The organism is Streptomyces sp. NBC_01463, assembly GCA_036227345.1.
Classification (GTDB): Bacteria; Actinomycetota; Actinomycetes; order Streptomycetales; family Streptomycetaceae; genus Streptomyces.
This window is the reverse complement of sequence record CP109468.1, coordinates 4,166,066-4,191,450: the sequence shown is the minus strand read 5'-3', so window position 1 is coordinate 4,191,450 and position 25,385 is coordinate 4,166,066. Positions and strand designations below refer to the sequence as shown.

The following is a 25,385-nucleotide window of genomic DNA, read 5'->3' as shown; positions in this document are numbered from 1 at the left end:
GCCGGCGGCAACGGAGATCAAGCCACCTGATCCACGTTACGGAGCGCCGGGGCCGAGGAGCAAGGGCGTTTCGGCAGGTGCCACCCCCTCGGTCCACGTCACTGCGGCGCCCCGGCGCCCCGGCCCGTCATGCCGGGGATGACGAGGGTGCGGGCGTGGATTCGGCTCCATCGCCACGGAGTTCGGCGCGGCGCAGCGCCGGGGCCGCGACACCGAACACCGCCGCGAGCAGGCAGATTCCACCGCACACGGTGAAGAACATGGCGGCGCCCCACACGTCCACGGTGACGCCGGCCACGGGGAAGAGGACCGGGGCGAGACCCAGCGCGCAGAGCGTCGTGACCGAGGTGACCCGGCCCAGGTACCGGGGGTCGGTCTCCGTCTGGACCAGGGCGCCGGTCACCGTCGCGGTGACGCCGCTGGTCAGCCCGACCAGCGCGCCGAACGCGACGGCGAGCGGCAGGGATCGGGCGTGCCCCAGGGCGACGGTTCCCGCGGCCGTGACGAACAGTGCGCCCGACACGGTCATTCCGGCGCGCGGGACACGGGAGCCCACCGTCAGCAGCAGCGCGGCGGCCGCGGCGCCGACGCTGAACGCGCTCGCGATCCACCCCATCCCCGCGGCACCCCAACCGCGTTCGTCCGCCAGGAGCACCAGACCGGCGGCGACCGGACCGCTGAAACACATCTCGCTCAGCCCGATCACCGTGACCAGTGGCGCCAGCATCCGATGGCGTCGGACGTAGCGCAGCCCGTCACGCAACTCGCTCACGGCGGAAGCACGGTCGTCCGTCGACGGAAGGGAAGGCAGGGGCGGCACCCTGACGGTGAGCAGCAGGGCGAGCGAGAGGGCGAACAGCGCACCGGCGGCGGCGAACGCGCCCGCCGCGCCGCCCACGGCGAGCACGACCCCCGCCAGGAGAGGGCCCGCGGCATTGCTGAGCCGGATCGAGAGGCCGCGCATCCCCTGGACGCGGGCGAGCTGTTCCGGGGCCGCGATGCGCGGCGGAAGGGCGCCCACGGCCGGCATGAACACCGCGTCGACCACGCCGAACACCACGGCCACCGGGACGAGCAGCCAGAGGCCCGGCGAGATCAGCAGCACGGCCGCCGCGGCGGCGAGAATCACGACGCTGCGCGTCGCGTCGCTCGCGACGGCGACCCGGCGCGGCCCGAACCGGTCCGCCACCACACCCCCGCCGAGCATGAGCACCGCCCGTGGCAACGCCCCGGCGGCGATCACGAGCCCCACCTGCGACGGCCCCGCGACCCTGGCCGCGGACCAGGAGAGGGCGAGGAAGTAGACCACGTCACCGGTGACGGAGGCGGTGTAGGCGGCGAGCCAGCGCAGGACGTCGGCGTCCCGGTACGCGGGCGGTCCGGGCACCGGGACGCCCTGCGGGGTCATGCGTCACCCACGTCGAGATCCACGGTGCCGGGCACGGGAAACGCCTGCACCTGGAGTGACACCGGGACGGCCCCATGCGGCGCTCCGGCCTCGCCCTGCCGGTAGGCCGAGATCACCTCGAAGATCTCGGCGCGCATCCGCTCGACGTCCTGCGGGGCCAGCCGCATCGTGAAGTCGCTGTACACGCTGGCCTCGTACCACTCCGCCGGAAGCAGCGGCACCTCGTCGGCGGCCTTCCGCAGGCGTTCGACGGCGGCGAGGGCGACAGCATGGGCGTAGGCGCGCCCGGCCGCGCGCTCGTGCTCGGGTTCGTCGGCCGGGTCGTGGATCGACTGACGGTGCACGGACTCCCACCATCGTTCACGCCCCGTGCCGCGACCCGGCGTCTCCACGATGAGCCCGCCCGCCGCCAGCCGGCGCAGGTGATAGCTGGCCGAACCGGGGTTGATGCCGAGCTCGGCGGCGATCCGGGTCGCCGTGGACGGGCCGCGCTGCCGGAGCAGGGCCAGCACGTTCAGGCGCAACGGGTGGGCGAGCACGCGGAGTCTGGCGGTGTCGAGCCGGATGTCCTGGGTCCCGGCGGGCTGGTCGGGCGGTGCGGGCGAAGGGGTCATGGCCGCAGAGAGTAGACCCACAACAGTTGTTTCGAAAGAGTTGTTGTGACACTGCCTGCGCTGTGCCTCGCCCCCGGCCCGGAGTCCCCTCTGAGACGCAGAGACGCGGACACGCAGAGACGCGGACACGCAGAGACTCAGTTGCTCAGTGACTCAGCGCGTGGTCGCGTCAGTGAGGATCGCCTGAAGCCGGGCTCGGCATTCGGCGACGAAGGCGGGGAACGTGTCCCAGTAGTAGGAGATCCCGCTGACGCCCACCGCGATCGCCCAGGCGCGGGCACGGGTCCAGGTCACGGTGTCGAGGTCCAGGGCGTTCCAGTAGGCCTGTCGGGCTTGCGGCGGCAGGTCCCAGAGCGTGGAGTGCTCGGCGTCGGGGAAGCCGACCGACAGCCCGCCGAAGTCGATCACCGCGTGGAGTCTGCCGTCCCGGACCAGGAGGTTGGTCGGCTTGAGATCGCCGTGGAGCCACACGTGAGGCCCGGAGGGCTCGGGCAGTGCGAGTGCGGCTCGCCACAACCGTTCCAGGGTGTCGACGTCGAGCTCCTGACCCACGGTGGTCCGGCAGTCGTCGAGGCACCCGCTGATCCACTGGTCGCACGGCGTCAGGCCGCCTCCGCGGTACCAGCTGAGGCCGTCCGTGCGAGTCGCGCCCATGAGGTCGATGCGGTGGAGCTCCCTCACGACCGCCGCCAGGTCGGCCCCGAAGCCGGCCCAGTCCCGGACGGTGCCGGGGCCCGCCTCGTCCCCGTCGATCCAGCGGTAGACCGACCAGACCAGCGGGAAGGCGTCGGTGGGCGTCCCGGCGTGGACGGGTTCAGGAACCGGACACGAAAGGTGGGGGGCCAGACGGGGAAGCCATTCCTGTTCCTTCCGCACGGACTGTGCGTTGCCGGCGGTTCGTGGAAGGCGTACGAGCAGGTCGTCGCCCAGCCGGTACATGGTGTTGTCCGTACCCGCGCCCGCGGGCGACAGCGGCAGGGCGGCCCATTCCGGGCGCTGCGCCCTCAGCAGCGATCGGACCAGCGTCTCGTCGACCGGGATCTCGTTCTCGTGAAGCGTCACACCGGAAGTCTCATCGCCGGCCGGAGCGGAAGGCCAGCGACTTTCGTCGTCTCGTAGCTCGTAGCTCGTAGCTCGTAGCTCGTAGCTCGTAGCTCGTGCGCGAGGAAGGGTGGCACGGGAGCAGGTGGCGGACGGCGTGCGAGGGGACAGCGGCGCCGGTCGTGCCCCGCATGGGTCACCCGTACGAGTGGTACGGAACACTTTTGCAAGCACCTGCTTGCAAAAGTTAGCAACGAGGGTCCAGTATCGGGTCATGGCATCACTCAACGTCGGCAATCTCGGCGAGTACCTGCGCGAGCAGCGCCGTACCGCGCAGCTGTCGCTGCGGCAGCTCGCCGAGGCGGCCGGCGTGTCCAATCCCTATCTCAGCCAGATCGAGCGCGGGCTGCGCAAGCCCAGCGCCGAGGTCCTGCAGCAGGTCGCCAAGGCGCTGCGGATCTCCGCCGAGACCCTGTACGTGCGGGCCGGGATCCTGGACGAGCGGGAGCGGGAGGAGCTGGAGACGCGGGCGGTGATCCTGGCCGATCCGTCGATCAACGAGCGGCAGAAGAGCGTGCTGCTGCAGATCTACGCCTCCTTCCGCAAGGAGAACGGGTTCGAGGACGAGCCCGTGGACGAGCCAGTGGACGAGGAGGGGCGTGCGTCCGGTGCGGATGCGCCCTTCAGTGTCGACGGCAGTGCTGCCGATACAGCTTCAAAGCCCTCAAAACCCTCACACTGAGTCTGATGATCCGGGAGGACCACAGTCATGGCCATCACCGATGACCTGCGCAAGACCCTCACCGACCCGACCCCCCTCTACTTCGCCGCCGGTACGGCCGATCTCGCCGTGCAGCAGGCCCGGAAGGTTCCGGCCCTGATCGAGCAGCTGCGGGCCGACGCGCCGGAGCGCATCGAGGCCGTGCGCAACACCGACCCCAAGGCCGTCCAGGAGAAGGTCGCCGGGCAGGCCAAGGAGGCGCAGGCCACCCTGCAGGCCAAGGTCACCGAGGTGATCGGGGCGTTCGACACCGACCTGAAGAAGCTGGGCGAGAGCGCCCAGGACCTGGCGCTGCGCAGCGTCGGCGTGGCCGCGGAGTACGCGGTCAGGGCCCGGGAGACGTACGAGAAGGTCGCCGAGCGCGGCGAGCAGACCGTGCGGACCTGGCGTGGCGAGACGGCCGAGGAGATCGTCGAGATCGCCGTCGTCGTCGAGCCGCGCAAGGAGTCGAAGCCGGAGACGGTGAAGGCGGAGCCCAAGGCCGCGCCGAAGCCCGCGCCCAAGCCGGCGCCGGCCAAGCCCGCGCCCGCCGCGAAGACGGTGAAGGCCGAGGCCAAGCCGTCGCCCGCCGCCAAGAAGGCGCCCGCCCGCAAGCCCGCGGCCAAGAAGACCACGCCGCCCACCGCCAAGTAGCGGCGGCGCGGTGCCCGGCAGGTGTGCCGGGAGGACGGGCGGGCACCTTTCGGGGTGTGCCGGTCGTTGTCCCGGTACCTTGGCCGCGAGGCGCTCATTCACTCACTAGGCGGTGCACATCATGTTGCTCGAAGGCTTCAACACGTTCCTCGGGCTGATCTACACGGCCATGCTCGTCCTCGCCGTGGTCGCGCTGGTCATGGCCGCGGTCGCCCGCGAGGACGCCTACCGTGCCGCGGACAAGCAGAAGAAGTCGTTCTGGCTGATCATCCTCGGCATCGCGGTGGTGGTGAACCTCTGGGTGCCGTTCCTCTTCGTGCAGATCGCCGGGCTGATCGCGTCCATCGTGTTCTTCGTGGACGTGCGGCCCGCGCTCAAGGCCGTCTCCGGCGGCGGGCGTCGCGGCGGTTCCAGCAGCGACGGTCCGTACGGGCCCTACAACGGCGGGCGTTGAGCACCCGCGGGTGACACCTGTCCGGGGCGGGGGCGCGGGATGCTCCGGCCCCGGTCGCACTGCTGCGCCCGGCGGCGGACGGCTTCCTGGTCGCGGTCGAGCAGCAGGACCGCGACGTCGTCGGTGAGTTCGCCGCCGTTCAGCTCCCGGACGTGGGTCACCGCCGCTTCCAGCAGGTCCTCGCCGGTCAGGCCCTCGGACAGCTGACGGTTGATCATCGCGACCATGCCGTCCTGGCCCAGGCGCTGGGTGCCGTTGCCGACACGGCCCTCGATCAGTCCGTCCGTGTACATCATCAGGCTCCAGGAGCCGCCGAGCTCCACCTGCCGGCGCGGCCAGCGGGCGCGCGGCAGCAGCCCGAGCGCCGGGCCGCCGTCCTCGTACGGCAGCAGATGCGCGGCCCGTCCCTGCCGGGCGATCAGCGGTGCGGGGTGGCCCGCCAGGCACAGGCCCGCACGGCGGCCGTCCGGCGCGATGTCGACGGTGCAGAGCGTCGCGAAGATCTCCTCGCTCTCCCGCTCGTGCTCCAGGACCTGCTGGAGGGTGGAGAGCAGTTCGTCGCCGCAGAGCCCGGCCAGGGTCAGGGCGCGCCAGGCGATGCGCAGTTCGACGCCGAGGGCCGCCTCGTCCGGGCCGTGCCCGCAGACGTCGCCGATCATCGCGTGGACCGTGCCGTCCGGTGTGCGGACCGTGTCGTAGAAGTCCCCGCCGAGCAGCGCGCGGCTGCGGCCGGGGCGGTAGCGGGCCGCGAAGTGCAGATCGGAGCCGTCCAGCAGGGGCGTGGGCAGCAGTCCGCGCTCCAGCCGGGCGTTCTCCTGGGCGCGCAGCCGGGACTCGGTGAGCTGGTGCTGGGCGACGTCGGCGCGTTTGCGTTCGACGGCGTAGCGGATGGCGCGGCTCAGCAGCCTGCCGTCGAGCTCGTCGCGGAAGAGGTAGTCCTGCGCGCCGACCCGTACCGCCTCGGCGGCCAGCTCGGCGTCGTCCTCCGCGGTGAGCGCGAGGACGGCGTGCCGGGGCGCGATGCGCAGCACGTGCTTGAGGGTGGCGAGACCGTCCGGCTCCGTGCCCCGCTCGCCGCGTGTCTCGGCGCCGGTCGGCAGGGCCAGGTCCAGCAGGATGCAGTCCACGTCGTCGGTGAGGAGGCGGCCCGCCTCGGTCAGGTTGCGGGCGGCGCGGATGCGGACCCGAGTGCCCGCGGCGGTGGAGAGCTCCGGGACGGTGAAGGTGCCCGCCGGGTCGTCCTCGATCACCAGGAGGGTGAGGTCGGTGCCGGAGCTGGCCTCCGCAGCGGGAGCGGCACGTTGCTGCGGTACGGGTACGGGCATCGGTTCGGGTTTCCTTCCCTCCCCCCGAGGGCGCGGCGGAACGACGATCGACGACCCGCCAGACGGGGACGATAGCGGTACCGGATACGGGAACGGAATGGCGCGCGGCACTCCGCCTCCGGCATATGCACCGCCATAAGCCGCGTCAGGTCACGGATCCGGCGCGATGTGCCGTCCGCGGCCGCCCGGGACGGCATGACAAAGGTCACGCCGGCCGTCCGGGCCGCAGTGGCACCGCTCACGCCGGTGGCCGCGGGGGAGGAGTCGTCGGCGCCCGGATGCGTCCGCTCGTCCGGACGGACGGGTCCGGGAGCCCTACTTGTCCGGGCGGACGACGCCGAGGATCTCCATCGAGCCCGCACCGGCGAGCGTGACGTTGCGGCCGGGGCGCGGGGCGTGCACGATCGCGCCGTCGCCGATGTACATCCCGACATGGCTGGCGTCGCCGTGGTAGATGATCAGGTCGCCGGGGCGCATGTCCTCGATCGCGATGTGCGGCAGCTGCGCCCACTGCTCCTGCGAGGTGCGCGGGATGGGCCGGCCCGCCGACGCCCACGCCTGGGAGGTCAGCCCGGAGCAGTCGTACGACTTGGGGCCCTCGGCCCCCCACACGTACGGCAGTCCGATCTTGGCGGTGGCGAAGGCCACCGCCTTCTTGCCGCTCGCACTCGCCTCGCGGTTGATCTCCTTCAGGGCGCCGGAGCTCAGCCAGGCGGTCTGCGACTTGTACTCCGCCTCCTGCTCCAGCTGGAGGAGCCGCGCGCGCTCCTTCTTCTCCAGCCGGGACTCCAGCTTCTTCGCCGCCGCGATCTGCTCGTTGATCTTCTTCTTGGCCTTGGCCTGCTTGACGCGATTGGCTTCGAGCTTGGTCCAGTTGGTGCTCGCGTCCTGGGTGTACGTCTCCAGGTCCTGCTGGGTCCTGTTCAGTTCACCCAGCAGTCCCTTGGTGGCCTGCTGGCCCTGGCGGGCGCGGCTGACGCCGTCCAGGAAGAGCCGCGGGTCGCCGCTGAGCATCAGCTGGGCGCCCGCCGGGAGTCCGGCGTTGCGGTACTGCTCGCGGGCCTGGGCACCCGCCCTGCTCTTGAGGTCGGCGATCTTCGCCTGGCCCTCGACTATGGCCTGGGCCAGCTTGACGATCTCGCCCGACTGCTTCTTGGCCTTCTCCTCGGCGAGGTTGTACGCGTCCGTGGCCGATCCCGCCGCCCGGTACAGGCCGTCGATCTCCTGGCGCACCTCTTCGAGGCTCTTCTTCCCCGGCTCGGCGGGGGGAGCCGGCGAGGGAGGGGCGGGTGCGGCGAAAGCCTGGACCGGCGCGGCCAGTACGGCCATGGCGCACACCAGAGTCATCGCGGCAGCGGCGCAGTGACGTCGGTACACGAACTCCCCCTCCGAGCAGATCCCATGAATCTGATTTACCGTCAGTAACTTATGGTGCCGACGAGATCGTGCCATGCCCTACCGAAAAGCAACAGAGGCAGACACATCTCCGCCGGTCCGCGCCCCTCGTGTCACTCCAATGGCCCGGCTCCCGTGATCCGGCTTCCCTGTTCTGGGACGAACGATGCCGGGCCGGTGTTCCCGTTGGAGGGGGATTCCTCCCCGTTCTCCATGTGTTGGGCTACTGCTCGGGTCGCAGTGCCGCCCATTTCACCGTCACTTCGCCCTGGCGCCACCGCCGTACGCCGTCCGTCAGCGGCCAGTCGCCGGACAGCGCCCGCACCGCGGTGATCCAGCGCTGCCGGGCGCCCAGCGAGGCGTACGGCGCCGCGGCCGCCCAGGCGCGGTCGAAGTCGCGCAGGAACGCGTGGACGGGCTCGCCCGGCACATTGCGGTGGATCAGCGCCTTGGGCAGCCGCTCGGCGAGGTCGGACGGCCGGCCGAGGGAGCCGAGCCGGGTCGCGAACGTGACCGTACGGGGGCCCTCCGGGCCCAGCGCCACCCAGACGTGGCGGCGCCCGATCTCGTCGCAGGTGCCCTCCACCAGCAGTCCGCCCGGAGCGAGCCGTTCGCACAGCCGCTGCCAGACGGCGGCGACCTCGCCCTCGTCGTACTGGCGCAGCACGTTCGCCGCCCGGATCAGGGCGGGCCGCTGCGGCAGCGGGATCTCGAAGCCGCCGTGCCGGAAGGTGAGGCCCTCGCGCTCGTACGGACGCGCCGCCACGACCCGCTCGGGGGAGATCTCGATACCGACCACCGAGGTGCGCGGTTCGGCGGTGCGCAGGCGCTCCAGCAGCTCCACGGCGGTCCAGGGGGCGGCGCCGTACCCGAGGTCGACCGCCACGGGGGCGTCGGCGCGGCGCAGGGCGGGGCCGTGCGTGGCGGCGATCCAGCGGTCCATGCGGCGCAGCCGGTTCGGGTTGGTGGTCCCGCGGGTCGCGGTGCCGATCGGGCGCATGACACAGAGCGTAACGATCCCGGCGGACGGCCCGCCCCGGGACCGCCGTGACGCGGTCGCGGGGGTGCGGCAGCCGTTGCGGCGACACGCCGGAGCCCGACCGTAATGATTTGGCAAAGCGGAAATGAAAGGAGGAGTTCCGCTGTTCCAGACCTTCGAAGGGACCCTGTGTCCCTTCGGTGCCATGCCTTGAACGAAGTCGGTACCAGTGCCCTGAGCGAGGAGGACCGGACGACGTGAGCCAGTACGTCTCTCGGCTCGGCAGCAGCCGCGTCGCACCGCGTCTCAGGTTCCCCGCCGGTCTCACCGGCACCTTCGCGGGCGGCCCCCGCAAGCCGCGCCGGATCGCGATGCTCTCCGTGCACACCTCCCCGCTGCACCAGCCGGGGACGGGCGACGCGGGCGGCATGAACGTGTACATCGTGGAGCTCGCCAAGCGCCTGGCCGCGATCAACATCGAGGTCGAGATCTTCACCCGCTCCACCACCGGCGCGCTGCCGCCGGCCGTCGAGCTGTCGCCCGGCGTCCTGGTCCGGCACGTCGACGCGGGCCCGTACGAGGGCCTGGCCAAGGAGGAGCTGCCCGCCCAGCTCTGCGCCTTCACGCACGGCGTGATGCAGGCATGGGCCGGCCAGCGCCCCGGCTACTACGACCTGGTGCACTCCCACTACTGGCTCTCCGGCCACGTCGGCTGGCTCGCCGCCCAGCGCTGGGGCGTCCCGCTCGTCCACGCCATGCACACCATGGCCAAGGTCAAGAACGCCTCGCTCGCCGAGGGCGACACCCCCGAACCCGCCGCCCGGGTCATCGGCGAGACGCAGATCGTCAGCGCGGCCGACCGGCTGATCGCGAACACCGCGGAGGAGGCGGACGAGCTCGTCCGCTTCTACGAGGCCGATCCGGGATCCGTCGCCGTCGTCCATCCCGGCGTCAACCTGGACCGCTTCCGCCCCGCCGACGGGCGCGCCGCGGCCCGGGACCGCCTGGGGCTGCCCCAGGACGCCCTGATCCCGCTCTTCGCGGGCCGCATCCAGCCGCTGAAGGCCCCGGACGTGCTGCTGCGCGCCGTCGCCGTCCTGCTGGACCGCGACCCCTCGCTGCGCTCCCGGATCGTCGTGCCGGTCGTCGGCGGCCCCAGCGGCAGCGGCCTCGCCAAGCCGGAGGGGCTGCAGAAGCTGGCCGCCCGGCTCGGGATCGCGGATGTCGTGCGCTTCCATCCACCGGTCGGGCAGGACCAGCTCGCCGACTGGTTCCGGGCCGCGTCCGTGCTGGTCATGCCCTCGTACAGCGAGTCCTTCGGCCTGGTCGCCATAGAGGCCCAGGCGGCCGGCACCCCGGTCGTCGCCGCGGCCGTCGGCGGGCTGCCGGTGGCGGTGCGCGACGAGGTCAGCGGCTTCCTGATCCCGGGGCACGACCCGCAGGCGTACGCCCGCGCGCTCGAACGCTTCGCCGTGGCGCCCGAGCTGGTCGGCCGGATGGGCCGCGCGGCGGCGGAGCACGCCCAGCGCTTCGGCTGGGACACGGCGGCGTCGGCGACGGCGGACGTGTACGGCGCGGCGATGCAGGAACACCGGCGGCGGACGCGGTCGCACCACGCCTGAGGGGTGCCCGCCCGCAGGCTTCCCGCCGGACGGGCGTCCGGTGCCTGACGTACGCTCGTTCCATGGCTGACGTACCCGGCGAAGCGGCAAAGACACAGGTCGAGCAGGGCGAGCAGGCCGAGGCTGTCGAGCAGGGCGAGCAGGCCGAGGCGGGCGGGCAGGCCGAGGCGGGCGGGCAGGCCGCGCAGGTCTTGCGGATCATCGAGGCGACGTTCGAGGACGCCGGACTCGACTGGGAGAGCCCCGCGCCCGGCAGTTACGTCGTCCAGCTGCCCGGCACCCGCAAGCTCGCCACCACCTGCTCGCTCATCGTCGGCGCGCACGCGCTCTCCCTCAACGCCTTCGTCATCCGCCACCCCGACGAGAACGACGCGGCGGTCCACCGCTGGCTGCTGGAGCGCAACCTCCGGCTCTTCGCGGTGAGTTACGCGATCGACTCGCTCGGGGACGTCTACCTCGTCGGCAAGCTGCCCCTCTCCGTGGTCACGCCTGAGGAGCTGGACCGGCTGCTGGGTGCCGTCCTGGAGGCCGCCGACGGCGCCTTCAACTCCCTCCTGGAGCTCGGTTTCGCCAGTGCGATCCGCAAGGAGTACGCCTGGCGGGTGGCGAACGGCGAGTCCACGCGGAATCTGGACGCGTTCACGCATCTGACCCAGCGTCCCGCCAACTGACGCTCATTGCCCGGCGGTTCCCGCCCGGTTCCCCTGTCTGATTTCCCCGGTGCACGGCTCTTTCGCCGTGCCGGGGACTCGTGGCATGCTCACCGCCGACGAGGACATGAACGTCGTTCACATCCATGAAAGGCGGATCGGGCTCATGGTGACCATGGGGAACAGGGCGGACATCAGCAGGCGTGGACTGCTCGGCGGCGCGGTGGCCGTCGCCGCGGCCGCGGCGACCGGCACGTTCGGCGGCGGGACGGCCCTCGCCGCGGACGGCGCCGCCACCGCCGCGACGGCCGGCGGCGGGCCCCGGTTCACCCCGCTCTGGGGGGAGTTCGCCGCGGAGCCCTTCACCCACCCGCAGATCCCGTTCATCGGCCGGGCCGGCTACCGCGGCGGCTCCGCCCTGCCCCGCCCCCGGGGCGGCCACGGCTTCACCGCCAACGTCCTGCACTACGGCGCGAGGCCGGACAACTCCGCCGACGCCGCCCCCGCGATCAACCGTGCCATCGCCGCTGCCGGAGAGCGCGGCGGTGGCACGGTCCTCATCCCCGAGGGCACGTACCGCATCGACGACGTCATCCGCATCGGTCACAGCGACGTCGTCGTGCGCGGCGCGGGCAGCGGCCGCACCACCCTGTACGCGACGAAGAACCTCACCGAGCTCATCGGCGTGTACGGCAGCCGCTACGGCGGCGACAAGTCCAGCTGGTCCTGGGCGGGCGGGCTCATCTGGCTCTGCCCCGAGGCCCGTTGGACCTCGCTCACCGACGCCATCAAGGCGAAGGCCTGGCCCTTCGAGGGGTGGACCGGCAACAAGCGCGACGAGTGGCGCACCCTGACCACCGTCGCCCCCGCCCGGCTCGGCGACCGCACGATCACCGTCGACGACGCCCGGAAGCTGAAGCGCGGCGCGCTCGTCCTGCTGCGCCTCGCCGACGACTCCGCGCACACCCTCCTGGAGCACATGGCGGGCGGCGGCGCGGGCCCGGAGGCGTACTACTGGGACGACAAGACGAAGCTGACCTCGTACGTCCCCTACGAATGGCCGGTCCGCATCACCGCCGTGCACGGCCGCCAGGTCACCCTGGAGCGGCCCCTCCCGCTCGACGTCCGCCCCGAGTGGGACCCGCGCCTGACCACCCTGGCCACCCCGCTCACCGGTTCAGGCGTCGAAGGGCTCACGCTCGAAGCGGTCGAGACCCCGCAGTCGCAGCACCTGCTCGACAAGGGGTACAACGGCGTCGCGTTCCAGTGCGCGTACGACTGCTGGGCCGAAGACATCACCGTCCGCCACGTCGACAACGGCTTCGGCCTCATCGGCGCCTCCGCCTGCACCCTGCGCCGCACGAGGGTCGCGGGGCGCGGCTCGCACCACCCGTACTACTGCCGCGAGGGCAGCCACGACAACCTGGTCGAGGACTTCACCATCGAGCAGCGCACCGTCCCCGCGCCCGACGGGACCCAGCTGCACGGCATCAACGTCGAGGGCCTGTCCAGCCACAACGTGTGGTCGCGCGGGGTGATGGAGATGGGCACGTTCGACTCGCACCGCGGGATGCCGTTCGCCAACGTCCGCACCGACATCACCGTGAACAACAACGGGCGGCACGGCGGTGACGCGAGCGCCGGACCGCTGTTCGGCGCCCGCTTCACGCACTGGAACATCCGCGTCACCAACGGCCGGGCCGGCCTGATGCGGATCGACGGCCTCGCCCCGTACAGCGCGACCGTGGGCGTCAGCGAGGTGACGGAGTTCGACCAGATCGACGTCCCCGACTTCACCGGCGAACTGCACACCCGCCTGGAGGCTTACGGAACCCCGGGCGCGGTCCGGCCGGCCAACCTGCACGACGCCCAACGGGCCCTCGGGCGCTGAGGAACGGGAGCCGGCGCTGCCGCGGCCCTCGGGCCCTGTCCGGGGTCCCTCGTCCGCGCAGTGCCGACTCCACCTCACCGAGCGCCGCTTCGAGCTGCGGCACCACCTCGTTCCACGTCCACTCCAGCTGCTCCCCGGACGTCTTCCGGCGCGGGTTGCTGCCGTTTGTGCCGGATGCCCCGTTCAGGGCCCTGCCGGAGTGATCACGACGTCGTCACGATCACGTGCGATGCCCGCTTTGACGGATCGCCAAACCACAGCGTGCTCATAGAGTTGGCAAACCCCCACGACCCCACAGCCGCGCCGAACCCGGTGGCGGCCGCTCTCGTGCGGGCGAAACACCTTGAGACAAGAAGGACGGGCCATGCGACCCACTGCCATACGCCGTACCGCCGTTGCCGCCACCGTGATGTCCCTGGCCCTCCTCACCGCCGCCTGCGGTTCGGACACCGCGGACGGCGACGCGGCGAACAAGGACAGCGGCAAGGCGGGCGCCTCCTCGTCCGCGAAGCCCGCGGACAAGGCCGGCGCGAAGGCGCTGAGCGCGGCCGAGCTGGAGAAGGTCTCGCTGGCGCAGGGCGACGTCAAGGGCCACAAGATCGCCAAGGCCGGTCCCGCCGACGCGATCTCGGGGGACGACGTCACCACGGACAAGGCGGCCTGTGACGCCTTCGCCGACGCCCTGATGGGCGCCAAGGCCGGACAGCCGGCCGCGTCCACACAGCGCAAGGTGGTCAGCGAGCCGAAGAAGGGCGGCGACAAGGAGAGCGACGACCCGGCGGAGGCCTTCAAGGCCGCCTTCGACATCACGACGACGCTCGTCACCCTCGCCTCGTACGAGGACGGGGGCGCCGAGAAGACGCTGTCGGGCCTGCGGACCGCCGCGACCGAGTGCGCCTCCGGCTTCACGCTCACCGCGGCCGGCTCGAAGCAGAAGATCGTCAAGATCGCGGAGGTGCCGGTCAAGGGCGGCGAGGAGGCCGTGGCCTGGTCGGTGACGGTCGAGGCGGAGGGCGAGAAGAGTGCGATGAAGCTGATCGAGATCCGTCAGGGCGCCACGGTCGCCTCGCTGACCTCGCTCAACCTGGGCGCGGCCGGCGCGGGCGGCGACTTCGAGCTGCCGACCGCCGTGATCGACGCCCAGGCCGCCAAGCTCGCCTGAAGCGCGGTCAGGGCAGCGGGACGAGCCGCACCACGGTGACGGTGAGGACCGATCCGGAGACGTAATAGAGCACGATCGCCCCGGCGACCGTGGCCTCACGGCGATCGTGCTCACTCTTGACGGCGGACGAGGCGTGCCCGTACGGGTCCCGGCCCAGCGTGCGCGCCATCTCGTCCCGGAAGGTGTCGCCGTCCCGCATCTTGGCCAGGGTGTCGTCGGCGGGCGGCGCGTAGGAGATGCGGAAGCTCAAGCGACGCTCCGCCTCTCGGCCTCGTCCTGCGCCAGCCGGTCCAGGATCCGCTCGGCCTCCGGATCGGGTACGGCCTCCAGCATCCAGTGCCGCATCACGGACTGGATCTCGTGCACCCCGGCCTCGTTGATCGCGTGGTCGAACTCCTCGCGTCTCGCCTCGGGCAGGGCGTCACGGATGGCCGGGATGCTGTTGGGCACCTCGACCTCGGCGCCGCCGACAAAGGTCTTCAGGGGCTCACTCATGGCTCTCTCCCCGCTCTCCCCGCATGCGCCACAGGGTACGACGGCGAGTGAGGCGCGTCACGTCCGGCCACGCCGGTACCGCGAACCACCACACACGGAACGGGCTTTGCGGCGAACTTGTGGACCCGGGGTGAGTAGGGCGCGAATACCGGGGCACATGACGCCTCGGAGGTTGATACCCATGGTTCCTATCATTCTTGTTCTTCTGCTCGCGCTGCTTCTCTTCGGTGCCGGTTTCGCACTGAAGGCTCTGTGGTGGATAGCCGTCATCGTGCTGGTGGTGTGGCTGCTCGGATTCGTTATCCGTCCGACCGCATCCGGCGGTAAGCGAGGCCGCTGGTACCGGTGGTGACGCGGCATGAAGACTGACCGCACAATAACGCGGGGTGGGCCACGACAATTCGTCGTGGCCCACCCCGCGTTATTGCGCGCTCCAGCGAAAAGGGTGCTGGGCCCGGAGCCGGGACCAGGGCCGTGACGCCCGTCGCCACAGGGCCCGGAGCTTCTTCTGCCGCGAACGTGTGTAGGGCTCTTGATGCAGGGCAGGCGATCTTCCGAGAGGGTGCCGGCCTTTCGGTCAGCACCAAGACGCGACTCCCCGGACTATCCGGTGGAGGGGCGCAGAATCTCGAAGAAGGAGCTGTTTTTCCATGAGTGACAACATTTGGGGCTATCAGCCGGCCGCCGGCCACACCGCGGGCGCTGACCTGATCGGCTACAAGGTAGAGGCGACCGACGGAAGTATCGGATCGGTCGACAAGCACTCGGACGAAGTCAACTCCTCGTATCTCGTTGTGGATACCGGTGTCTGGATCTTCGGAAAGCACGTCCTGCTGCCGGCGGGCACGGTACTCACCGTGGACACCGAGCAGCGGAAGGTCTTTGTCGACCTGACCAAGGACCAGATCAAGCATTCCCCGGAATTCGACAAGGACAAGCACGTCGGTGACGCCGGCTACCACGAGCAGGTCGGCGGCTACTACCGGAGCCACCGCCGCACCTGATCCCCACAGCGCGACCCGGTAGACCAAGAAAGCCCCCTGCCCGCGGAGCATCCGCGGGCAGGGGGCTTCTTCGGGGCTGTCCGCTACTTCTTGCCCTGGTTCTTCACGGCCTCGATGGCGGCCTTCGCCGCGTCCGGGTCGAGGTAGGTGCCGCCCGGCTTCAACGGACGGAAGTTCTCGTCCAGTTCGTAGGCGAGCGGGATGCCCGTCGGGATGTTCAGGCCCGCGATGTCGGCGTCGGAGACGCCGTCGAGGTGCTTGACCAGGGCCCGGAGGCTGTTGCCGTGGGCGGCGATCAGGACGGTCTTGCCGGCGAGGAGGTCCGGGACGATGCCGTCGTACCAGTACGGCAGCATGCGGTCGACGACGTCCTTCAGGCACTCCGTGCGCGGGCGCAGCTCCGGCGGGATCGTCGCGTAGCGCGCGTCGTCGCTCTGGGAGAACTCGGTGCCGTCCTCGAGGGCGGGCGGCGGGGTGTCGTAGGAGCGGCGCCAGAGCATGAACTGCTCCTCGCCGAACTCGGCGAGCGTCTGCGCCTTGTCCTTGCCCTGCAGGGCGCCGTAGTGGCGCTCGTTCAGCCGCCAGGAGCGGTGGACGGGGATCCAGTGACGGTCCGCGGACTCCAGCGCGAGCTGGGCGGTGCGGATCGCGCGCTTCTGGAGCGAGGTGTGCAGTACATCGGGGAGCAGGCCGGCGTCCTTGAGCAGCTCACCGCCGCGGACCGCCTCCTTCTCGCCCTTCTCGGTGAGGTTGACGTCCACCCATCCGGTGAACAGGTTCTTCGCGTTCCATTCGCTCTCGCCGTGGCGGAGGAGGATCAGCTTGTACGGTGCGTCGGCCATGGGTCCGAGCGTAATCGAACCCGTACGGGCAGCGCGCGCCCGGCCACAGGGCGGACAGGTGGGGCGGCGGCGGCGCCGATTGACGGCTGCCGTCAAATGAGTGGCAGGCCGGAATCCCGGATTTGTAATGTTCGGACGGCTGGCGGGCCTCTTACCGTCGGTCTTCGATCCGTACGTCCCGGGGGGAACCCACATGCCTGTCGCCGGTCTCAGACGGGCTGCCCGTGAAACCGTGTCCGGTCTCCCCAGGGAGTTCTGGTGGCTGTGGACCAGCACGCTGGTCAACCGCCTCGGGGCGTTCGTCGCCACCTTCATGGCCCTGTACCTGACCCTGGACCGGGGCTACTCCGCCTCGTACGCCGGTCTGGTCGCCGCCCTGCACGGGCTCGGCGGGGTCGTCTCCTCGCTGGGGGCCGGGGTGATGACGGACCGGATCGGCCGGCGGCCCACGATGCTGGCCGCGCAGGTCTCGACCGCCGTGTCGGTCGCCGTGCTCGGCTTCATGGTCCATCCGGTGGCGATCGCCGCCGTCGCCTTCGTCGTCGGCATGGCGAGCAACGCCTCGCGTCCGGCCGTCCAGGCGATGATCGCCGACATCGTTCCGGCGAAGGACCGGGTGCGGGCCTTCTCGCTCAACTACTGGGCGATCAACCTCGGGTTCGCGGTCTCGTCCGCGGGGGCCGGCTTCGTCGCCGAGTACAGCTATCTCGCGGGCTTCGTCGCCGAGGCGGTGATGACGCTGGTCTGCGCGGTCGTCGTCTTCATGAAGGTGCCCGAGTCCCGGCCGCGGAAGACCGTGTCCGCGGTGCCGGGCAACGCCTCCGCAGCCGTCGCCTCCGACGACGTACGGCTGGGGACGGTGCTGCGCGACGGGCGGTTCATGGGGGTCGTCGGGCTGTCGTTCGTGATCGCCCTGATCTTCCAGCAGGGGTACGTGGGGCTGCCGGTGGCCATGGGGGCGGACGGGTTCAGCAGCTCCGACTTCGGTACGGCGGTCGCCGTCAACGGCGTACTGATCGTGGTCCTGCAGATCCCGGTCACCCGGTTCATCCAGAGCCGCGACCCTCGCCGGCTGCTCATCGTGTCGTCGCTGCTCGCCGGGTACGGCTTCGGGCTGACCGCCTTCGCCGGATCGGTCGCGGTCTACGCGCTGACCATCTGCGTCTGGACCGTCGCCGAGATCGTCAACGCGCCCGTGCAGAACGGCCTGGTCGTCCGGCTCTCGCCGGCCCACGGCCGGGGCCGCTACCAGGGCATGTACACCCTGTCGTGGTCGGCCGCCGCACTCGTCGCCCCGCTGATGTCCGGTGTGGTGATCGACCACTTCGGGGCCGGCTGGCTGTGGGGGACGTGCGCGGTACTGGGCACCCTGGCGGCCCTCGGCTACTGGCTGCTGATGCGGAGCCTGCCGAAGGAGGGGGCGGCCGCGGTCCCCGCGGTCGTGGAGAGCGGGCCCGCTGGTGCGGCGGACGGGATCGTCGCCGGGACCACCGGGCCGGAGCCCGCCGTGGAGCGGATGGCCTGAGGGCCGGCCGGGACGCGGAATGGGGCGCCCCGCGCGGAGACTTCCGCGGGGGCGCCCCGGCGCCGGTCAGCCGGAGCAGCCGCCGCACTGGCACGGCGCTCCGGACTGGCAGCCGCACCCGCAGCCCGAGCCGCAGCCGCAGGCGCCGAGGACGCCGCCGTGCGCCGCATCGACGGGTGTCTCCCGCTGGGGTTCGGTCGTGGGGGAATCGGCCATGGTTCCTCCTCAGGACGTACGACAGGGCCGTGTGCCCGCGCGGGACCCACGACCGGGGCGTACGGACAAGTCGTGCCGCCCCACCCCATTGCATGCCCACCCGGGCGGGCGCATCAACGGCGCACACGCGCAGGAACGAATGTGCGTATCCGGATGTGCTGGATATGTTCCGTGTCTGCCGTTATGTGACTTCGTGGAGCGTTACGCGCCGTCGACCGGTGTCGGCTGCTGGATGTCGTCCGCGTGCTCGCCCGTCACCAGGTAGACGACGCGCTTGGCCACGGAGACGGCGTGGTCGGCGAACCGCTCGTAGTAGCGGCCGAGCAGCGTCACGTCGACCGCCGTCTCGATGCCGTGCTTCCAGCGGTCGTCCATCAGGTGCTGGAACAGCGTGCGGTGCAGCAGGTCCATCTCGTCGTCGTCCTGCTCCAGCTGGAGCGCCAGGTCGACGTCCTTGGTGATGATCACCTCGGCGGCCTTGGCCATCAGGCGCTGCGCGAGCTGGCCCATCTCCAGGATGGTGGCGTGCAGGTCGTGCGGGACGGCCGACTGCGGGAAGCGCAGCCGGGCCAGCTTGGCGACGTGCTGGGCGAGGTCGCCGGAGCGCTCCAGGTCGGCGCTCATCCGCAGCGAGGTCACCACGATCCGCAGATCGGTCGCCACCGGCTGCTGGCGGGCCAGCAGTGCGATGGCCCTGGCCTCCAGGTCGTGCTGCAGGTCGTCGACCTTCTGGTCCGCGGCGATCACCGTCTCCGCGAGCTTGAGATCGGCGTCGAGCATGGACGTCGTCGCCCGGCCGATCGCCGATCCGACGAGCCGGGCCATCTCGACCAGCCCCTCGCCGATCGAGTCGAGTTCCTCGTGGTACGCGTCACGCATGGGATGTCCCTCTCCAGTCCTGAACCGAGGCCGGGGCCAGCTCTGCACCCCACGGTGCCACCGTGACGGCCGTACGCGTCGGGTTCCGACCGGCCAAGTGAACCGGTGCTTGCCCCTCGGTGAACTCTGGGCGACGAGTGTTCGGACAGGCACCCGGACGGCTGGGAGAGTGTCCGCCGTGCCGCATAACCTGGAGGCATGGACGTGAACGCGGCGGTCGCCGCAGCTGCAGCGATCGCCGGGGTGTGCACCGGTGTGATCGCCATGCTGGCGTTCCGCTGGAGCGAGCGCGAACAGAAGAAACCCACGCGTACGTCCCTGCGGCCCGACAGCGGTACGCCCCTTCCCCCCGGGGTCGACACGGTCCTTTCCGTGCTCAGCTCCTCCGCGGTCGTGCTCGACGAGAGCGACAGCGTCGTCAAGGCCAGCTCCGCCGCGTATGCGCTGGGACTGGTCAGGGGAGGGCGGCTGGCCGTCGAGCCGATGCTGAACATGGCGAGGGACACCCGGCGCGACGGCGAGATACGGCAGGTCGAACTGGACCTGCCCCGGCGCGGCACCGGCCGGGGCGAGGCCCTCGCGGTCTCCGCCCGGGTCGCCCCGCTGGGGTCCCGGCTGGTGCTGCTGCTGGTCGAGGACCTCACCGAGGCCCGCCGCATCGAGGCGGTCCGGCGCGACTTCGTCGCCAACGTCAGCCATGAGCTCAAGACGCCGACCGGTGCGCTGTCCCTGCTCTCGGAGGCCGTCATGGACGCCTCCGACGATCCGGAGGCGGTGGAACGGTTCGCGGGCCGGATGCAGATAGAGGCGACCAGGCTCACCAACCTCGTACAGGAGCTCATCGACCTCTCCCGGGTGCAGAACGACGACCCGCTGGAGGACGCCGAACCGGTCCGGGTGGACGAGCTGGTCGCCGAGGCCATCGACCGCTGCCGGCAGCAGGCCGGCTCCAAGCAGATCACCATGGCCGCGGGCGGCACCGCCGAGCTCCGGATATGGGGCAACCGCGGCCAGCTCGCCGCCGCGCTCGGCAACCTCGTCGAGAACGCCGTCAACTACAGCCCCGCCCGCACCCGCGTCGGCATCGCCGTCCGCCGGGTGGTCGTACCCGGCGGGGACGAGATCGAGATCGCCGTGACCGACCAGGGTTTCGGCATCTCCGAGAAGGACCGGGAACGGGTCTTCGAACGCTTCTACCGCGTCGACCCGGCCCGCTCGCGCGCCACCGGTGGCACCGGCCTCGGCCTCGCCATCGTCAAGCACGTGGCCGCCTCGCACGGCGGGGAGGTCACCGTCTGGAGCTCGGAGGGACAGGGCTCCACCTTCACCCTGCGGCTGCCCGAAGCGGGCTCCGCACGGGACCGGGACCGCACATCCGGCGGCCCGCTCATCGTCAACGGCGACGAGGCGTCCTACCAGGACGCCGCACCCGACACTTTTGATTCGTTCCCTGCCCCGGAGGCTCTTCCGTGACCCGAGTGCTTGTCGTCGAGGATGAGGAATCCTTCAGCGACGTCCTGTCCTACATGCTCCGCAAGGAAGGCTTCGAGGTCGCCATCGCGGCCACCGGACCCGACGGCCTGGACGAGTTCGAGCGCAACGGCGCCGACCTCGTGCTCCTCGACCTGATGCTGCCCGGCCTCCCCGGCACCGAGGTGTGCCGGCAGCTGCGCAGCAGGTCCAACGTTCCCGTGATCATGGTCACGGCCAAGGACAGTGAGATCGACAAGGTCGTCGGCCTGGAAATAGGAGCCGACGACTACGTGACCAAGCCCTTCTCCTCGCGGGAGCTCGTCGCCCGCATCCGCGCGGTGCTGCGCCGCCGCGGGGAGCCGGAGGAGGTCACCCCGGCCGCCCTGGAGGCGGGACCGGTCCGGATGGACGTGGACCGTCACGTCGTCACGGTCTCCGGCGGCAAGGTCGACCTGCCGCTGAAGGAGTTCGACCTGCTGGAGATGCTGCTGCGCAACGCCGGCCGGGTGCTGACCCGGATGCAGCTGATCGACCGGGTCTGGGGCGCGGACTACGTGGGTGACACCAAGACCCTCGACGTCCACGTGAAGCGGCTGCGCGCCAAGATCGAGCCGGACCCGGGCGCCCCGCGGTTCCTCGTGACGGTGCGGGGGCTCGGGTACAAGTTCGAGCCGTAAACCGGCCCACGGCCGCCTGCGGGGGTCATGGATACGGCTGAGGCGCCTCCCGGTCCGGGAGGCGCCTCAGCCGTGTGCGCGTGCGGGGTGTGCGGTCAGCCGTTCGGCTGCGCCGAGTCGGACGCCGCGTCGGTCGGGGTGCCCGAGTCGCTCGCGGAGGCCGAGCCCGAGGGCGTGGTGGACGCGTCCGGGGTCTCGGACGCGGAACCGCCGGCCGACGCCTCGGGCGTCTTCTCCGGCAGCTTCGGCGCCTTCGGCAGCGAGCTGGGGCCGAAGCCCCTGAAGTAGTTGTCGGAGGGCACGACGGACGCGCCCAGCGTGAGGGCGCCGGTCCGGCTGAACTTGAAGACCAGCGGCTGCACGTTGCCGTTCTTCGTGGCCTCGTTGCCGTTCTCGATCACGGCGGACGCGTTGCCCTTGCCGCCGAGGACGACCCGGCCGCCGGCCGGCACCACGACCGGGCCCGAGCCCTTGGCGGCGTGCAGCTGCACGGAGCCGCTGCTGCCCGTCAGGGTGATGGCGTCGAGGGTCTCGGCCTTCGAGCCGTTGTTGAACACCGTGGCGGTGACCACGGCCGGACCGTTGGCGCCGCGCACCGGCTGGGTGACGACATTGGCGTTCTGGATCTTGATGTCGCCGGACGAAGTGGCGGCGTTGTCAGGCCTGACCTCGAGCGTCTGCGCGTTGTTGCCCGCACCACATGCGGAGAGCGCGGCGATCGAGAACGCGATGGCAGTGGCGGCGAGGGCGCCGTGTCGAAGGCTGCGGCTCACGGCGGCGGCAACTCCTTGAACGAGCGGACGTGCGGACGGGGTCGGGCGAGCGGTGTAAAGCCGCCCTAAGGGTGTGTCAGCGGCCAGGTTACCGAGCCCCCGTCCCCGCCCCGCACCCGACCCGCCCCTCACGGGCCCGGGGATCGCGGGCCGTCACGGGGCTGATCATTCGCACGCCGTTCACATAACACGCTTGATCAATTCCGCCGCGCGTTCGCCACGCGCTTCGCGCCGCTGTTCACGTGCCGTGGCGCATTCATTGCGCTTAATCCGCGCGGAGCTTCCACGGCGTCCGGCGTTGATCAATTTCATTGGCCATCGGCACTTACCGCCGTACGGGTGATCGATGCCCGAACGGAGTACGGATTGTTCATCATCCGGAACCCGGCAAAACGGGACTTCTCGTCACTTCCGAGCGGGTTCCGGTAGGTGTAACGTCCGCGTTTCTCCTCGCCCGTACAGCGGCTCCGACCTGCGAATACCGTCCTCCGCGGGCCTTCCGCAGCACGTCCGTGTTGCAGTTGTCAAGCCCCGAGATATGCCCTGACCTGCGAAAACGCCATTCAGGAGAAGCAGTTCTCGTGTTACTCTTGATAGCCACGGAAGGGGTACCTGTCACATGACGTTCAAGGTTGGCGACACCGTGGTCTATCCCCATCACGGGGCCGCGCTGATCGAGGCTATCGAAACTCGCCAGATCAAAGGCGTGGACAAGACCTACTTGGTGCTCAAGGTCGCTCAGGGCGACTTGACGGTGCGTGTACCAGCGGACAATGCGGAGTTCGTGGGTGTGCGCGACGTGGTCGGGCAGGAAGGGCTGGACCGGGTCTTCGAGGTGCTGCGCGCACCGTATGCCGAGGAGCCGACGAACTGGTCCCGACGCTACAAGGCAAATCTCGAGAAGCTCGCATCCGGCGATGTCATCAAGGTCGCGGAAGTTGTCCGTGACCTGTGGCGTCGTGAGCGCGAGCGTGGACTCTCCGCAGGTGAGAAGCGCATGCTCGCCAAGGCTCGCCAGATCCTGGTGAGCGAGCTCGCTCTCGCGGAGAACACGAACGAGGACAAGGCCGAGGCTCTTCTCGACGAGGTCCTCGCGTCCTGAACCGGATCGCACCGGTCGTAAATAATGTGCCGCGGTGCCCGCTGACCAGCCGTTCACACGGTGTGTCGTCGGGCGCTGCGGCATGTCCGGGCGCGGTCATGACGCGGGGCTCCCACGGGGAGGGCGTTCCCTGCGGGGAATCCGGGCAGGAAGGCACGCTCGCGGGACTCCTGCGGGCGGCGCGGCCCGGCGAACCCGGATGTTCTTCGCGAAGCGCCGACGCGTTGGCCTCGTCGACGATCCCCCGGTACTTTGCTCGCGATCTTGTGAAGACGACGTGCGGCGTCGATCCCGAGCGGCCGGGGCGGTACCCGTCTCGCCCGGGGTCACGGAAAGGGTCCCGGTCGGGTCAGGGCGCAGCGCCCGGCTCGCTTGTGGCCATACCCACGTCGGCCGTGGAGACAAACATGCCGATGCTTCGGAGTGCAACCGATGTCTGAACAACCGCGTCCTTACCGCACCGCCGCCGTGATTCCCGCGGCCGGCCGCGGCGTACGGCTCGGCCCGGGCGCCCCCAAAGCGCTCCGCGCGCTGGGCGGGACCCCGATGCTCGTCCACGCCGTGCGGGCCATGGCGGCCTCCCGCCATGTGTCCCTGGTCGTGGTCGTCGCGCCGCCGGACGGCGCTCCTGAGGTGCGGAACCTCCTCGACGAGCACGCCCTGCCCGAGCGCACCGACTTCCTGGTGGTGCCCGGCGGCGAGACCCGGCAGGAGTCGGTGCGGCTCGGGCTGGACGCGCTGCCCGCCGATGTCACCGCCGTCCTGGTCCACGACGCGGCCCGCCCGCTGGTGCCCGTCGACACGGTGGACGCGGTGATCGAGGCCGTACGGGACGGGGCACCCGCCGTCGTCCCCGCGCTGCCGCTCGCCGACACCGTCAAGGAGGTCGAGCCCGGAGCGCCGGGGGAGCCCGAGCCGGTGCTCTCCACTCCGGTACGGGCCAGGCTGCGGGCCGTACAGACGCCGCAGGGCTTCGACCGCGCCACCCTGGTGCGCGCCCATGAGCAGGTCGCCGTCAGCGGCGAGGGCGCGACCGACGACGCGGGCATGGTCGAGCAGCTCGGCGCGCCCGTCGTGGTCGTGCCGGGGCACGAGGAGGCGTTCAAGGTGACCCGGCCGCTGGATCTGGTCCTGGCCGAGGCGGTACTCGCACGCAGGAGGGCGAACGATGGTTTCTGAGAGCTCCGAGGGGCGCAGCGCACCCGTGATCCCGCTCGTCGGGATCGGCACCGACATCCACGCCTTCGAGGAGGGCCGCGAGCTGTGGTGCGCGGGTCTCCGCTGGGACGGCGAGGGCCCCGGCCTGGCCGGGCACTCCGACGCCGACGTCGTCGCGCACGCCGCGTGCAACGCGCTGTTCTCGGCCGCCGGTCTCGGCGACCTCGGGCAGCACTTCGGCACCGGGCGCCCCGAGTGGTCCGGCGCCGCGGGCGTCACGCTGCTGACGGAGGCGGCCCGCATCGTCCGGTCCGAGGGCTTCGAGATCGGCAACGTCGCCGTCCAGGTCGTCGGTGTGCGGCCGAAGATCGGCAAGCGCCGCGACGAGGCGCAGAAGGTGCTGTCCGCGGCCGTGGGCGCACCGGTCTCGCTCTCCGCCGCCACGTCCGACGGGCTCGGCTTCACCGGCCGCGGCGAGGGCATCGCGGGCATCGCGACGGCCCTGGTCTACCGCACGGGCTGAGCGGGTCGTCGTGGTGCCGACGGCCTGACCTGGGGCTACCCGGAACCCGCGGCCTTGTTGCACATCACTTGCACGTACGCTGATACGGCAATGATGCGGCGCGCAAGGGACGGTGAAGCTCCGGGATGAGCACGACGACGATCGCTCCGGCAGGGGCCGACGCCGACGGGTACGTCCTGCGCACCGCCGGTCCGCAGGACGTCGGCGGGGCCCGGGCCGTCATGCTCGACACCGTCTACCGCGACCTGCGGTCCGGTTACGTACCGCGCTGGCACGCCGACATCATCGATCCCGGGGCCGCCTACCTGAGCCCCGGGCGCTGCACGCTGCTGGTGGCCGAGCACGCGGGCGAGATCGTCGCCACGGGTGCCGTGCGCGACCGGGGCCCCCAGGCGCCGCCCAATCCGCAGTGGGTCGCCGACCGCTTCCCGTCCGGCACCACCGCCCAGCTCTGCCGGATCTACGTCAGGCCGGAGCACCGCAGGCGCGGGCTCGCGCGCCGGATGGTGCGCGAGCTGTGCGCCTTCGTGGCGGACGCCGGCGGGTACGAGGCGGTCTACCTGCACACCGATCCCGCCGTGCCGGGCGCCGAGCCGTTCTGGCGGTCGCTGGCGACGGAGGTGTGCGACGAGCGCGCACTGCCGGGCGGCGGCCAGGGCATCGTCCACTTCGAGCTGCCGTTCCCGGGGGCCGGGCCGCGCGAGGGCGCCGCCGTCGGCGCGGGCGCCACGGTCACCCCGCCCGTTAAATGACAATCATTTTC

Annotated in this window: 28 protein-coding genes; 16 read left to right on the top strand and 12 right to left on the bottom strand. The window is 71.2% G+C overall.

What is annotated here, in order from left to right:
- Nucleotides 1-127: 127 nt before the first annotated feature.
- The 3 genes from OG521_18465 to OG521_18455 all read right to left on the bottom strand — a co-directional run bounded on the left by OG521_18465 (nucleotide 128) and on the right by OG521_18455 (nucleotide 3,084).
- Nucleotides 128-1,408: an MFS transporter gene (locus tag OG521_18465; protein ID WUW22671.1), complete on the bottom strand. Its 1,281-nt coding sequence runs from the start codon at nucleotides 1,406-1,408 to the stop codon at nucleotides 128-130.
- Nucleotides 1,405-2,022, bottom strand: coding sequence for a helix-turn-helix domain-containing protein (locus tag OG521_18460; protein ID WUW22670.1), 618 nt, complete (start codon nucleotides 2,020-2,022; stop codon nucleotides 1,405-1,407). The genes OG521_18465 and OG521_18460 overlap by 4 nt, the downstream gene beginning before the upstream one ends.
- A 153-nt stretch (nucleotides 2,023-2,175) precedes the next feature.
- On the bottom strand, nucleotides 2,176-3,084 hold the full coding sequence (locus tag OG521_18455; GenBank protein WUW22669.1) for an aminoglycoside phosphotransferase family protein: 909 nt from the start codon (nucleotides 3,082-3,084) through the stop codon (nucleotides 2,176-2,178).
- 253 nt (nucleotides 3,085-3,337) lie between these two features.
- Between OG521_18455 and OG521_18450 the strand changes: the two genes are divergently transcribed.
- The 3 genes from OG521_18450 to OG521_18440 all read left to right on the top strand — a co-directional run bounded on the left by OG521_18450 (nucleotide 3,338) and on the right by OG521_18440 (nucleotide 4,931).
- Nucleotides 3,338-3,805, top strand: coding sequence for a helix-turn-helix domain-containing protein (locus tag OG521_18450; GenBank protein WUW22668.1), 468 nt, complete (start codon nucleotides 3,338-3,340; stop codon nucleotides 3,803-3,805).
- Nucleotides 3,806-3,832: 27 nt separating this feature from the next.
- Nucleotides 3,833-4,477, top strand: a complete 645-nt coding sequence (locus OG521_18445) for a hypothetical protein (GenBank protein WUW22667.1) — start codon at nucleotides 3,833-3,835, stop codon at nucleotides 4,475-4,477.
- Between the two features lie 121 nt (nucleotides 4,478-4,598).
- Entirely contained in the window at nucleotides 4,599-4,931 is a 333-nt protein-coding gene (locus tag OG521_18440) for a DUF2516 family protein (protein ID WUW22666.1), read from the top strand.
- On the opposite strand, the gene OG521_18435 is transcribed toward OG521_18440, so the two are convergent.
- The 3 genes from OG521_18435 to OG521_18425 all read right to left on the bottom strand — a co-directional run bounded on the left by OG521_18435 (nucleotide 4,913) and on the right by OG521_18425 (nucleotide 8,651).
- Nucleotides 4,913-6,256, bottom strand: coding sequence for a fused response regulator/phosphatase (locus tag OG521_18435; GenBank protein WUW22665.1), 1,344 nt, complete (start codon nucleotides 6,254-6,256; stop codon nucleotides 4,913-4,915). The two genes, OG521_18440 and OG521_18435, sit on opposite strands and share 19 nt — an antisense overlap.
- Nucleotides 6,257-6,571: 315 nt before the next feature.
- A complete protein-coding gene (locus tag OG521_18430) occupies nucleotides 6,572-7,633 on the bottom strand; it encodes an NlpC/P60 family protein (GenBank protein WUW22664.1) in 1,062 nt (353 codons plus the stop codon).
- A 241-nt stretch (nucleotides 7,634-7,874) separates the two neighbouring features.
- Nucleotides 7,875-8,651 carry a class I SAM-dependent methyltransferase gene (locus tag OG521_18425; GenBank protein ID WUW22663.1) on the bottom strand — a complete coding sequence of 259 codons (777 nt, stop codon included), beginning with the start codon at nucleotides 8,649-8,651 and terminating at the stop codon, nucleotides 7,875-7,877.
- 236 nt (nucleotides 8,652-8,887) lie between these two features.
- Here OG521_18425 and mshA point away from each other — a divergent pair, with 236 nt between their 5' ends.
- The 4 genes from mshA to OG521_18405 all read left to right on the top strand — a co-directional run bounded on the left by mshA (nucleotide 8,888) and on the right by OG521_18405 (nucleotide 13,955).
- Nucleotides 8,888-10,252, top strand: coding sequence for a D-inositol-3-phosphate glycosyltransferase (gene mshA / locus OG521_18420; GenBank protein WUW22662.1), 1,365 nt, complete (start codon nucleotides 8,888-8,890; stop codon nucleotides 10,250-10,252).
- 62 nt (nucleotides 10,253-10,314) lie between these two features.
- Nucleotides 10,315-10,923, top strand: a complete 609-nt coding sequence (locus tag OG521_18415; GenBank protein ID WUW22661.1) for a YbjN domain-containing protein — start codon at nucleotides 10,315-10,317, stop codon at nucleotides 10,921-10,923.
- A gap of 85 nt (nucleotides 10,924-11,008) precedes the next feature.
- On the top strand, nucleotides 11,009-12,793 hold the full coding sequence (locus OG521_18410) for a glycoside hydrolase family 55 protein (GenBank protein WUW22660.1): 1,785 nt from the start codon (nucleotides 11,009-11,011) through the stop codon (nucleotides 12,791-12,793).
- 364 nt (nucleotides 12,794-13,157) lie between these two features.
- On the top strand, nucleotides 13,158-13,955 hold the full coding sequence (locus OG521_18405) for a hypothetical protein (GenBank protein WUW22659.1): 798 nt from the start codon (nucleotides 13,158-13,160) through the stop codon (nucleotides 13,953-13,955).
- A 7-nt stretch (nucleotides 13,956-13,962) separates the two neighbouring features.
- On the opposite strand, the gene OG521_18400 is transcribed toward OG521_18405, so the two are convergent.
- Together OG521_18400 and OG521_18395 are read right to left on the bottom strand one after the other, a co-directional pair.
- Nucleotides 13,963-14,205, bottom strand: coding sequence for a hypothetical protein (locus OG521_18400; GenBank protein ID WUW22658.1), 243 nt, complete (start codon nucleotides 14,203-14,205; stop codon nucleotides 13,963-13,965).
- Nucleotides 14,202-14,450: a hypothetical protein gene (locus tag OG521_18395; GenBank protein WUW22657.1), complete on the bottom strand. Its 249-nt coding sequence runs from the start codon at nucleotides 14,448-14,450 to the stop codon at nucleotides 14,202-14,204. The genes OG521_18400 and OG521_18395 overlap by 4 nt, the downstream gene beginning before the upstream one ends.
- 181 nt (nucleotides 14,451-14,631) lie before the next feature.
- Here OG521_18395 and OG521_18390 point away from each other — a divergent pair, with 181 nt between their 5' ends.
- Nucleotides 14,632-14,802 carry a hydrophobic protein gene (locus OG521_18390; GenBank protein WUW22656.1) on the top strand — a complete coding sequence of 57 codons (171 nt, stop codon included), beginning with the start codon at nucleotides 14,632-14,634 and terminating at the stop codon, nucleotides 14,800-14,802.
- Nucleotides 14,803-15,100: 298 nt separating this feature from the next.
- Complete coding sequence (locus tag OG521_18385; protein WUW22655.1) at nucleotides 15,101-15,454, top strand: PRC-barrel domain-containing protein; 354 nt, start codon at nucleotides 15,101-15,103, stop codon at nucleotides 15,452-15,454.
- 83 nt (nucleotides 15,455-15,537) lie between these two features.
- Here OG521_18385 and OG521_18380 read toward each other — a convergent pair whose 3' ends face one another.
- Nucleotides 15,538-16,296, bottom strand: coding sequence for a phosphoglyceromutase (locus OG521_18380; GenBank protein ID WUW22654.1), 759 nt, complete (start codon nucleotides 16,294-16,296; stop codon nucleotides 15,538-15,540).
- Nucleotides 16,297-16,489: 193 nt separating this feature from the next.
- On the opposite strand from OG521_18380, the gene OG521_18375 reads away from it, so the two are divergent.
- Nucleotides 16,490-17,821 (top strand): MFS transporter, encoded by a 1,332-nt coding sequence (locus OG521_18375; protein ID WUW22653.1) that lies wholly within the window; start codon nucleotides 16,490-16,492, stop codon nucleotides 17,819-17,821.
- Between the two features lie 66 nt (nucleotides 17,822-17,887).
- Here the strand turns inward: OG521_18375 and OG521_18370 are convergent, their stop codons facing one another.
- A complete protein-coding gene (locus tag OG521_18370; protein ID WUW22652.1) occupies nucleotides 17,888-18,037 on the bottom strand; it encodes a hypothetical protein in 150 nt (49 codons plus the stop codon).
- Nucleotides 18,038-18,238: 201 nt separating this feature from the next.
- Complete coding sequence (phoU, locus tag OG521_18365) at nucleotides 18,239-18,916, bottom strand: phosphate signaling complex protein PhoU (GenBank protein WUW22651.1); 678 nt, start codon at nucleotides 18,914-18,916, stop codon at nucleotides 18,239-18,241.
- A 198-nt stretch (nucleotides 18,917-19,114) separates the two neighbouring features.
- Between phoU and OG521_18360 the strand changes: the two genes are divergently transcribed.
- Together OG521_18360 and OG521_18355 are read left to right on the top strand one after the other, a co-directional pair.
- Nucleotides 19,115-20,389: an ATP-binding protein gene (locus OG521_18360; protein ID WUW22650.1), complete on the top strand. Its 1,275-nt coding sequence runs from the start codon at nucleotides 19,115-19,117 to the stop codon at nucleotides 20,387-20,389.
- Nucleotides 20,386-21,066 carry a response regulator transcription factor gene (locus OG521_18355; protein ID WUW22649.1) on the top strand — a complete coding sequence of 227 codons (681 nt, stop codon included), beginning with the start codon at nucleotides 20,386-20,388 and terminating at the stop codon, nucleotides 21,064-21,066. Before OG521_18360 ends, OG521_18355 begins: the two co-directional genes overlap by 4 nt.
- Nucleotides 21,067-21,161: 95 nt before the next feature.
- Here the strand turns inward: OG521_18355 and OG521_18350 are convergent, their stop codons facing one another.
- Entirely contained in the window at nucleotides 21,162-21,839 is a 678-nt protein-coding gene (locus OG521_18350) for a DUF461 domain-containing protein (protein ID WUW22648.1), read from the bottom strand.
- Nucleotides 21,840-22,458: 619 nt separating this feature from the next.
- Between OG521_18350 and OG521_18345 the strand changes: the two genes are divergently transcribed.
- From OG521_18345 to OG521_18330, 4 genes are all read left to right on the top strand, one after another.
- Nucleotides 22,459-22,941 (top strand): CarD family transcriptional regulator, encoded by a 483-nt coding sequence (locus OG521_18345; GenBank protein ID WUW22647.1) that lies wholly within the window; start codon nucleotides 22,459-22,461, stop codon nucleotides 22,939-22,941.
- Between the two features lie 432 nt (nucleotides 22,942-23,373).
- Entirely contained in the window at nucleotides 23,374-24,120 is a 747-nt protein-coding gene (ispD, locus tag OG521_18340) for a 2-C-methyl-D-erythritol 4-phosphate cytidylyltransferase (GenBank protein ID WUW22646.1), read from the top strand.
- Entirely contained in the window at nucleotides 24,110-24,622 is a 513-nt protein-coding gene (gene ispF, locus OG521_18335; protein WUW22645.1) for a 2-C-methyl-D-erythritol 2,4-cyclodiphosphate synthase, read from the top strand. Before ispD ends, ispF begins: the two co-directional genes overlap by 11 nt.
- 125 nt (nucleotides 24,623-24,747) lie before the next feature.
- Nucleotides 24,748-25,374: a GNAT family N-acetyltransferase gene (locus tag OG521_18330; protein WUW22644.1), complete on the top strand. Its 627-nt coding sequence runs from the start codon at nucleotides 24,748-24,750 to the stop codon at nucleotides 25,372-25,374.
- Nucleotides 25,375-25,385: the final 11 nt, after the last annotated feature.

What these genes read in the sequence shown, in the direction of transcription:
- OG521_18465 (WUW22671.1), bottom strand. Translation starts at nt 1,408, where the DNA reads ATGACCCCGCAGGGCGTCCCGGTGCCCGGACCGCCCGCGTACCGGGAC.
- OG521_18460 (WUW22670.1), bottom strand. Translation starts at nt 2,022, where the DNA reads ATGACCCCTTCGCCCGCACCGCCCGACCAGCCCGCCGGGACCCAGGAC.
- OG521_18450 (WUW22668.1), top strand. Translation starts at nt 3,338, where the DNA reads ATGGCATCACTCAACGTCGGCAATCTCGGCGAGTACCTGCGCGAGCAG.
- OG521_18445 (WUW22667.1), top strand. Translation starts at nt 3,833, where the DNA reads ATGGCCATCACCGATGACCTGCGCAAGACCCTCACCGACCCGACCCCC.
- OG521_18440 (WUW22666.1), top strand. Translation starts at nt 4,599, where the DNA reads ATGTTGCTCGAAGGCTTCAACACGTTCCTCGGGCTGATCTACACGGCC.
- OG521_18435 (WUW22665.1), bottom strand. Translation starts at nt 6,256, where the DNA reads ATGCCCGTACCCGTACCGCAGCAACGTGCCGCTCCCGCTGCGGAGGCC.
- OG521_18425 (WUW22663.1), bottom strand. Translation starts at nt 8,651, where the DNA reads ATGCGCCCGATCGGCACCGCGACCCGCGGGACCACCAACCCGAACCGG.
- OG521_18415 (WUW22661.1), top strand. Translation starts at nt 10,315, where the DNA reads ATGGCTGACGTACCCGGCGAAGCGGCAAAGACACAGGTCGAGCAGGGC.
- OG521_18410 (WUW22660.1), top strand. Translation starts at nt 11,009, where the DNA reads ATGCTCACCGCCGACGAGGACATGAACGTCGTTCACATCCATGAAAGG.
- OG521_18405 (WUW22659.1), top strand. Translation starts at nt 13,158, where the DNA reads ATGCGACCCACTGCCATACGCCGTACCGCCGTTGCCGCCACCGTGATG.
- OG521_18395 (WUW22657.1), bottom strand. Translation starts at nt 14,450, where the DNA reads ATGAGTGAGCCCCTGAAGACCTTTGTCGGCGGCGCCGAGGTCGAGGTG.
- OG521_18390 (WUW22656.1), top strand. Translation starts at nt 14,632, where the DNA reads ATGGTTCCTATCATTCTTGTTCTTCTGCTCGCGCTGCTTCTCTTCGGT.
- OG521_18385 (WUW22655.1), top strand. Translation starts at nt 15,101, where the DNA reads ATGAGTGACAACATTTGGGGCTATCAGCCGGCCGCCGGCCACACCGCG.
- OG521_18380 (WUW22654.1), bottom strand. Translation starts at nt 16,296, where the DNA reads ATGGCCGACGCACCGTACAAGCTGATCCTCCTCCGCCACGGCGAGAGC.
- OG521_18375 (WUW22653.1), top strand. Translation starts at nt 16,490, where the DNA reads ATGCCTGTCGCCGGTCTCAGACGGGCTGCCCGTGAAACCGTGTCCGGT.
- OG521_18370 (WUW22652.1), bottom strand. Translation starts at nt 18,037, where the DNA reads ATGGCCGATTCCCCCACGACCGAACCCCAGCGGGAGACACCCGTCGAT.
- phoU (WUW22651.1), bottom strand. Translation starts at nt 18,916, where the DNA reads ATGCGTGACGCGTACCACGAGGAACTCGACTCGATCGGCGAGGGGCTG.
- OG521_18360 (WUW22650.1), top strand. Translation starts at nt 19,115, where the DNA reads ATGGACGTGAACGCGGCGGTCGCCGCAGCTGCAGCGATCGCCGGGGTG.
- OG521_18345 (WUW22647.1), top strand. Translation starts at nt 22,459, where the DNA reads ATGACGTTCAAGGTTGGCGACACCGTGGTCTATCCCCATCACGGGGCC.
- ispD (WUW22646.1), top strand. Translation starts at nt 23,374, where the DNA reads ATGTCTGAACAACCGCGTCCTTACCGCACCGCCGCCGTGATTCCCGCG.
- ispF (WUW22645.1), top strand. Translation starts at nt 24,110, where the DNA reads ATGGTTTCTGAGAGCTCCGAGGGGCGCAGCGCACCCGTGATCCCGCTC.
- OG521_18330 (WUW22644.1), top strand. Translation starts at nt 24,748, where the DNA reads ATGAGCACGACGACGATCGCTCCGGCAGGGGCCGACGCCGACGGGTAC.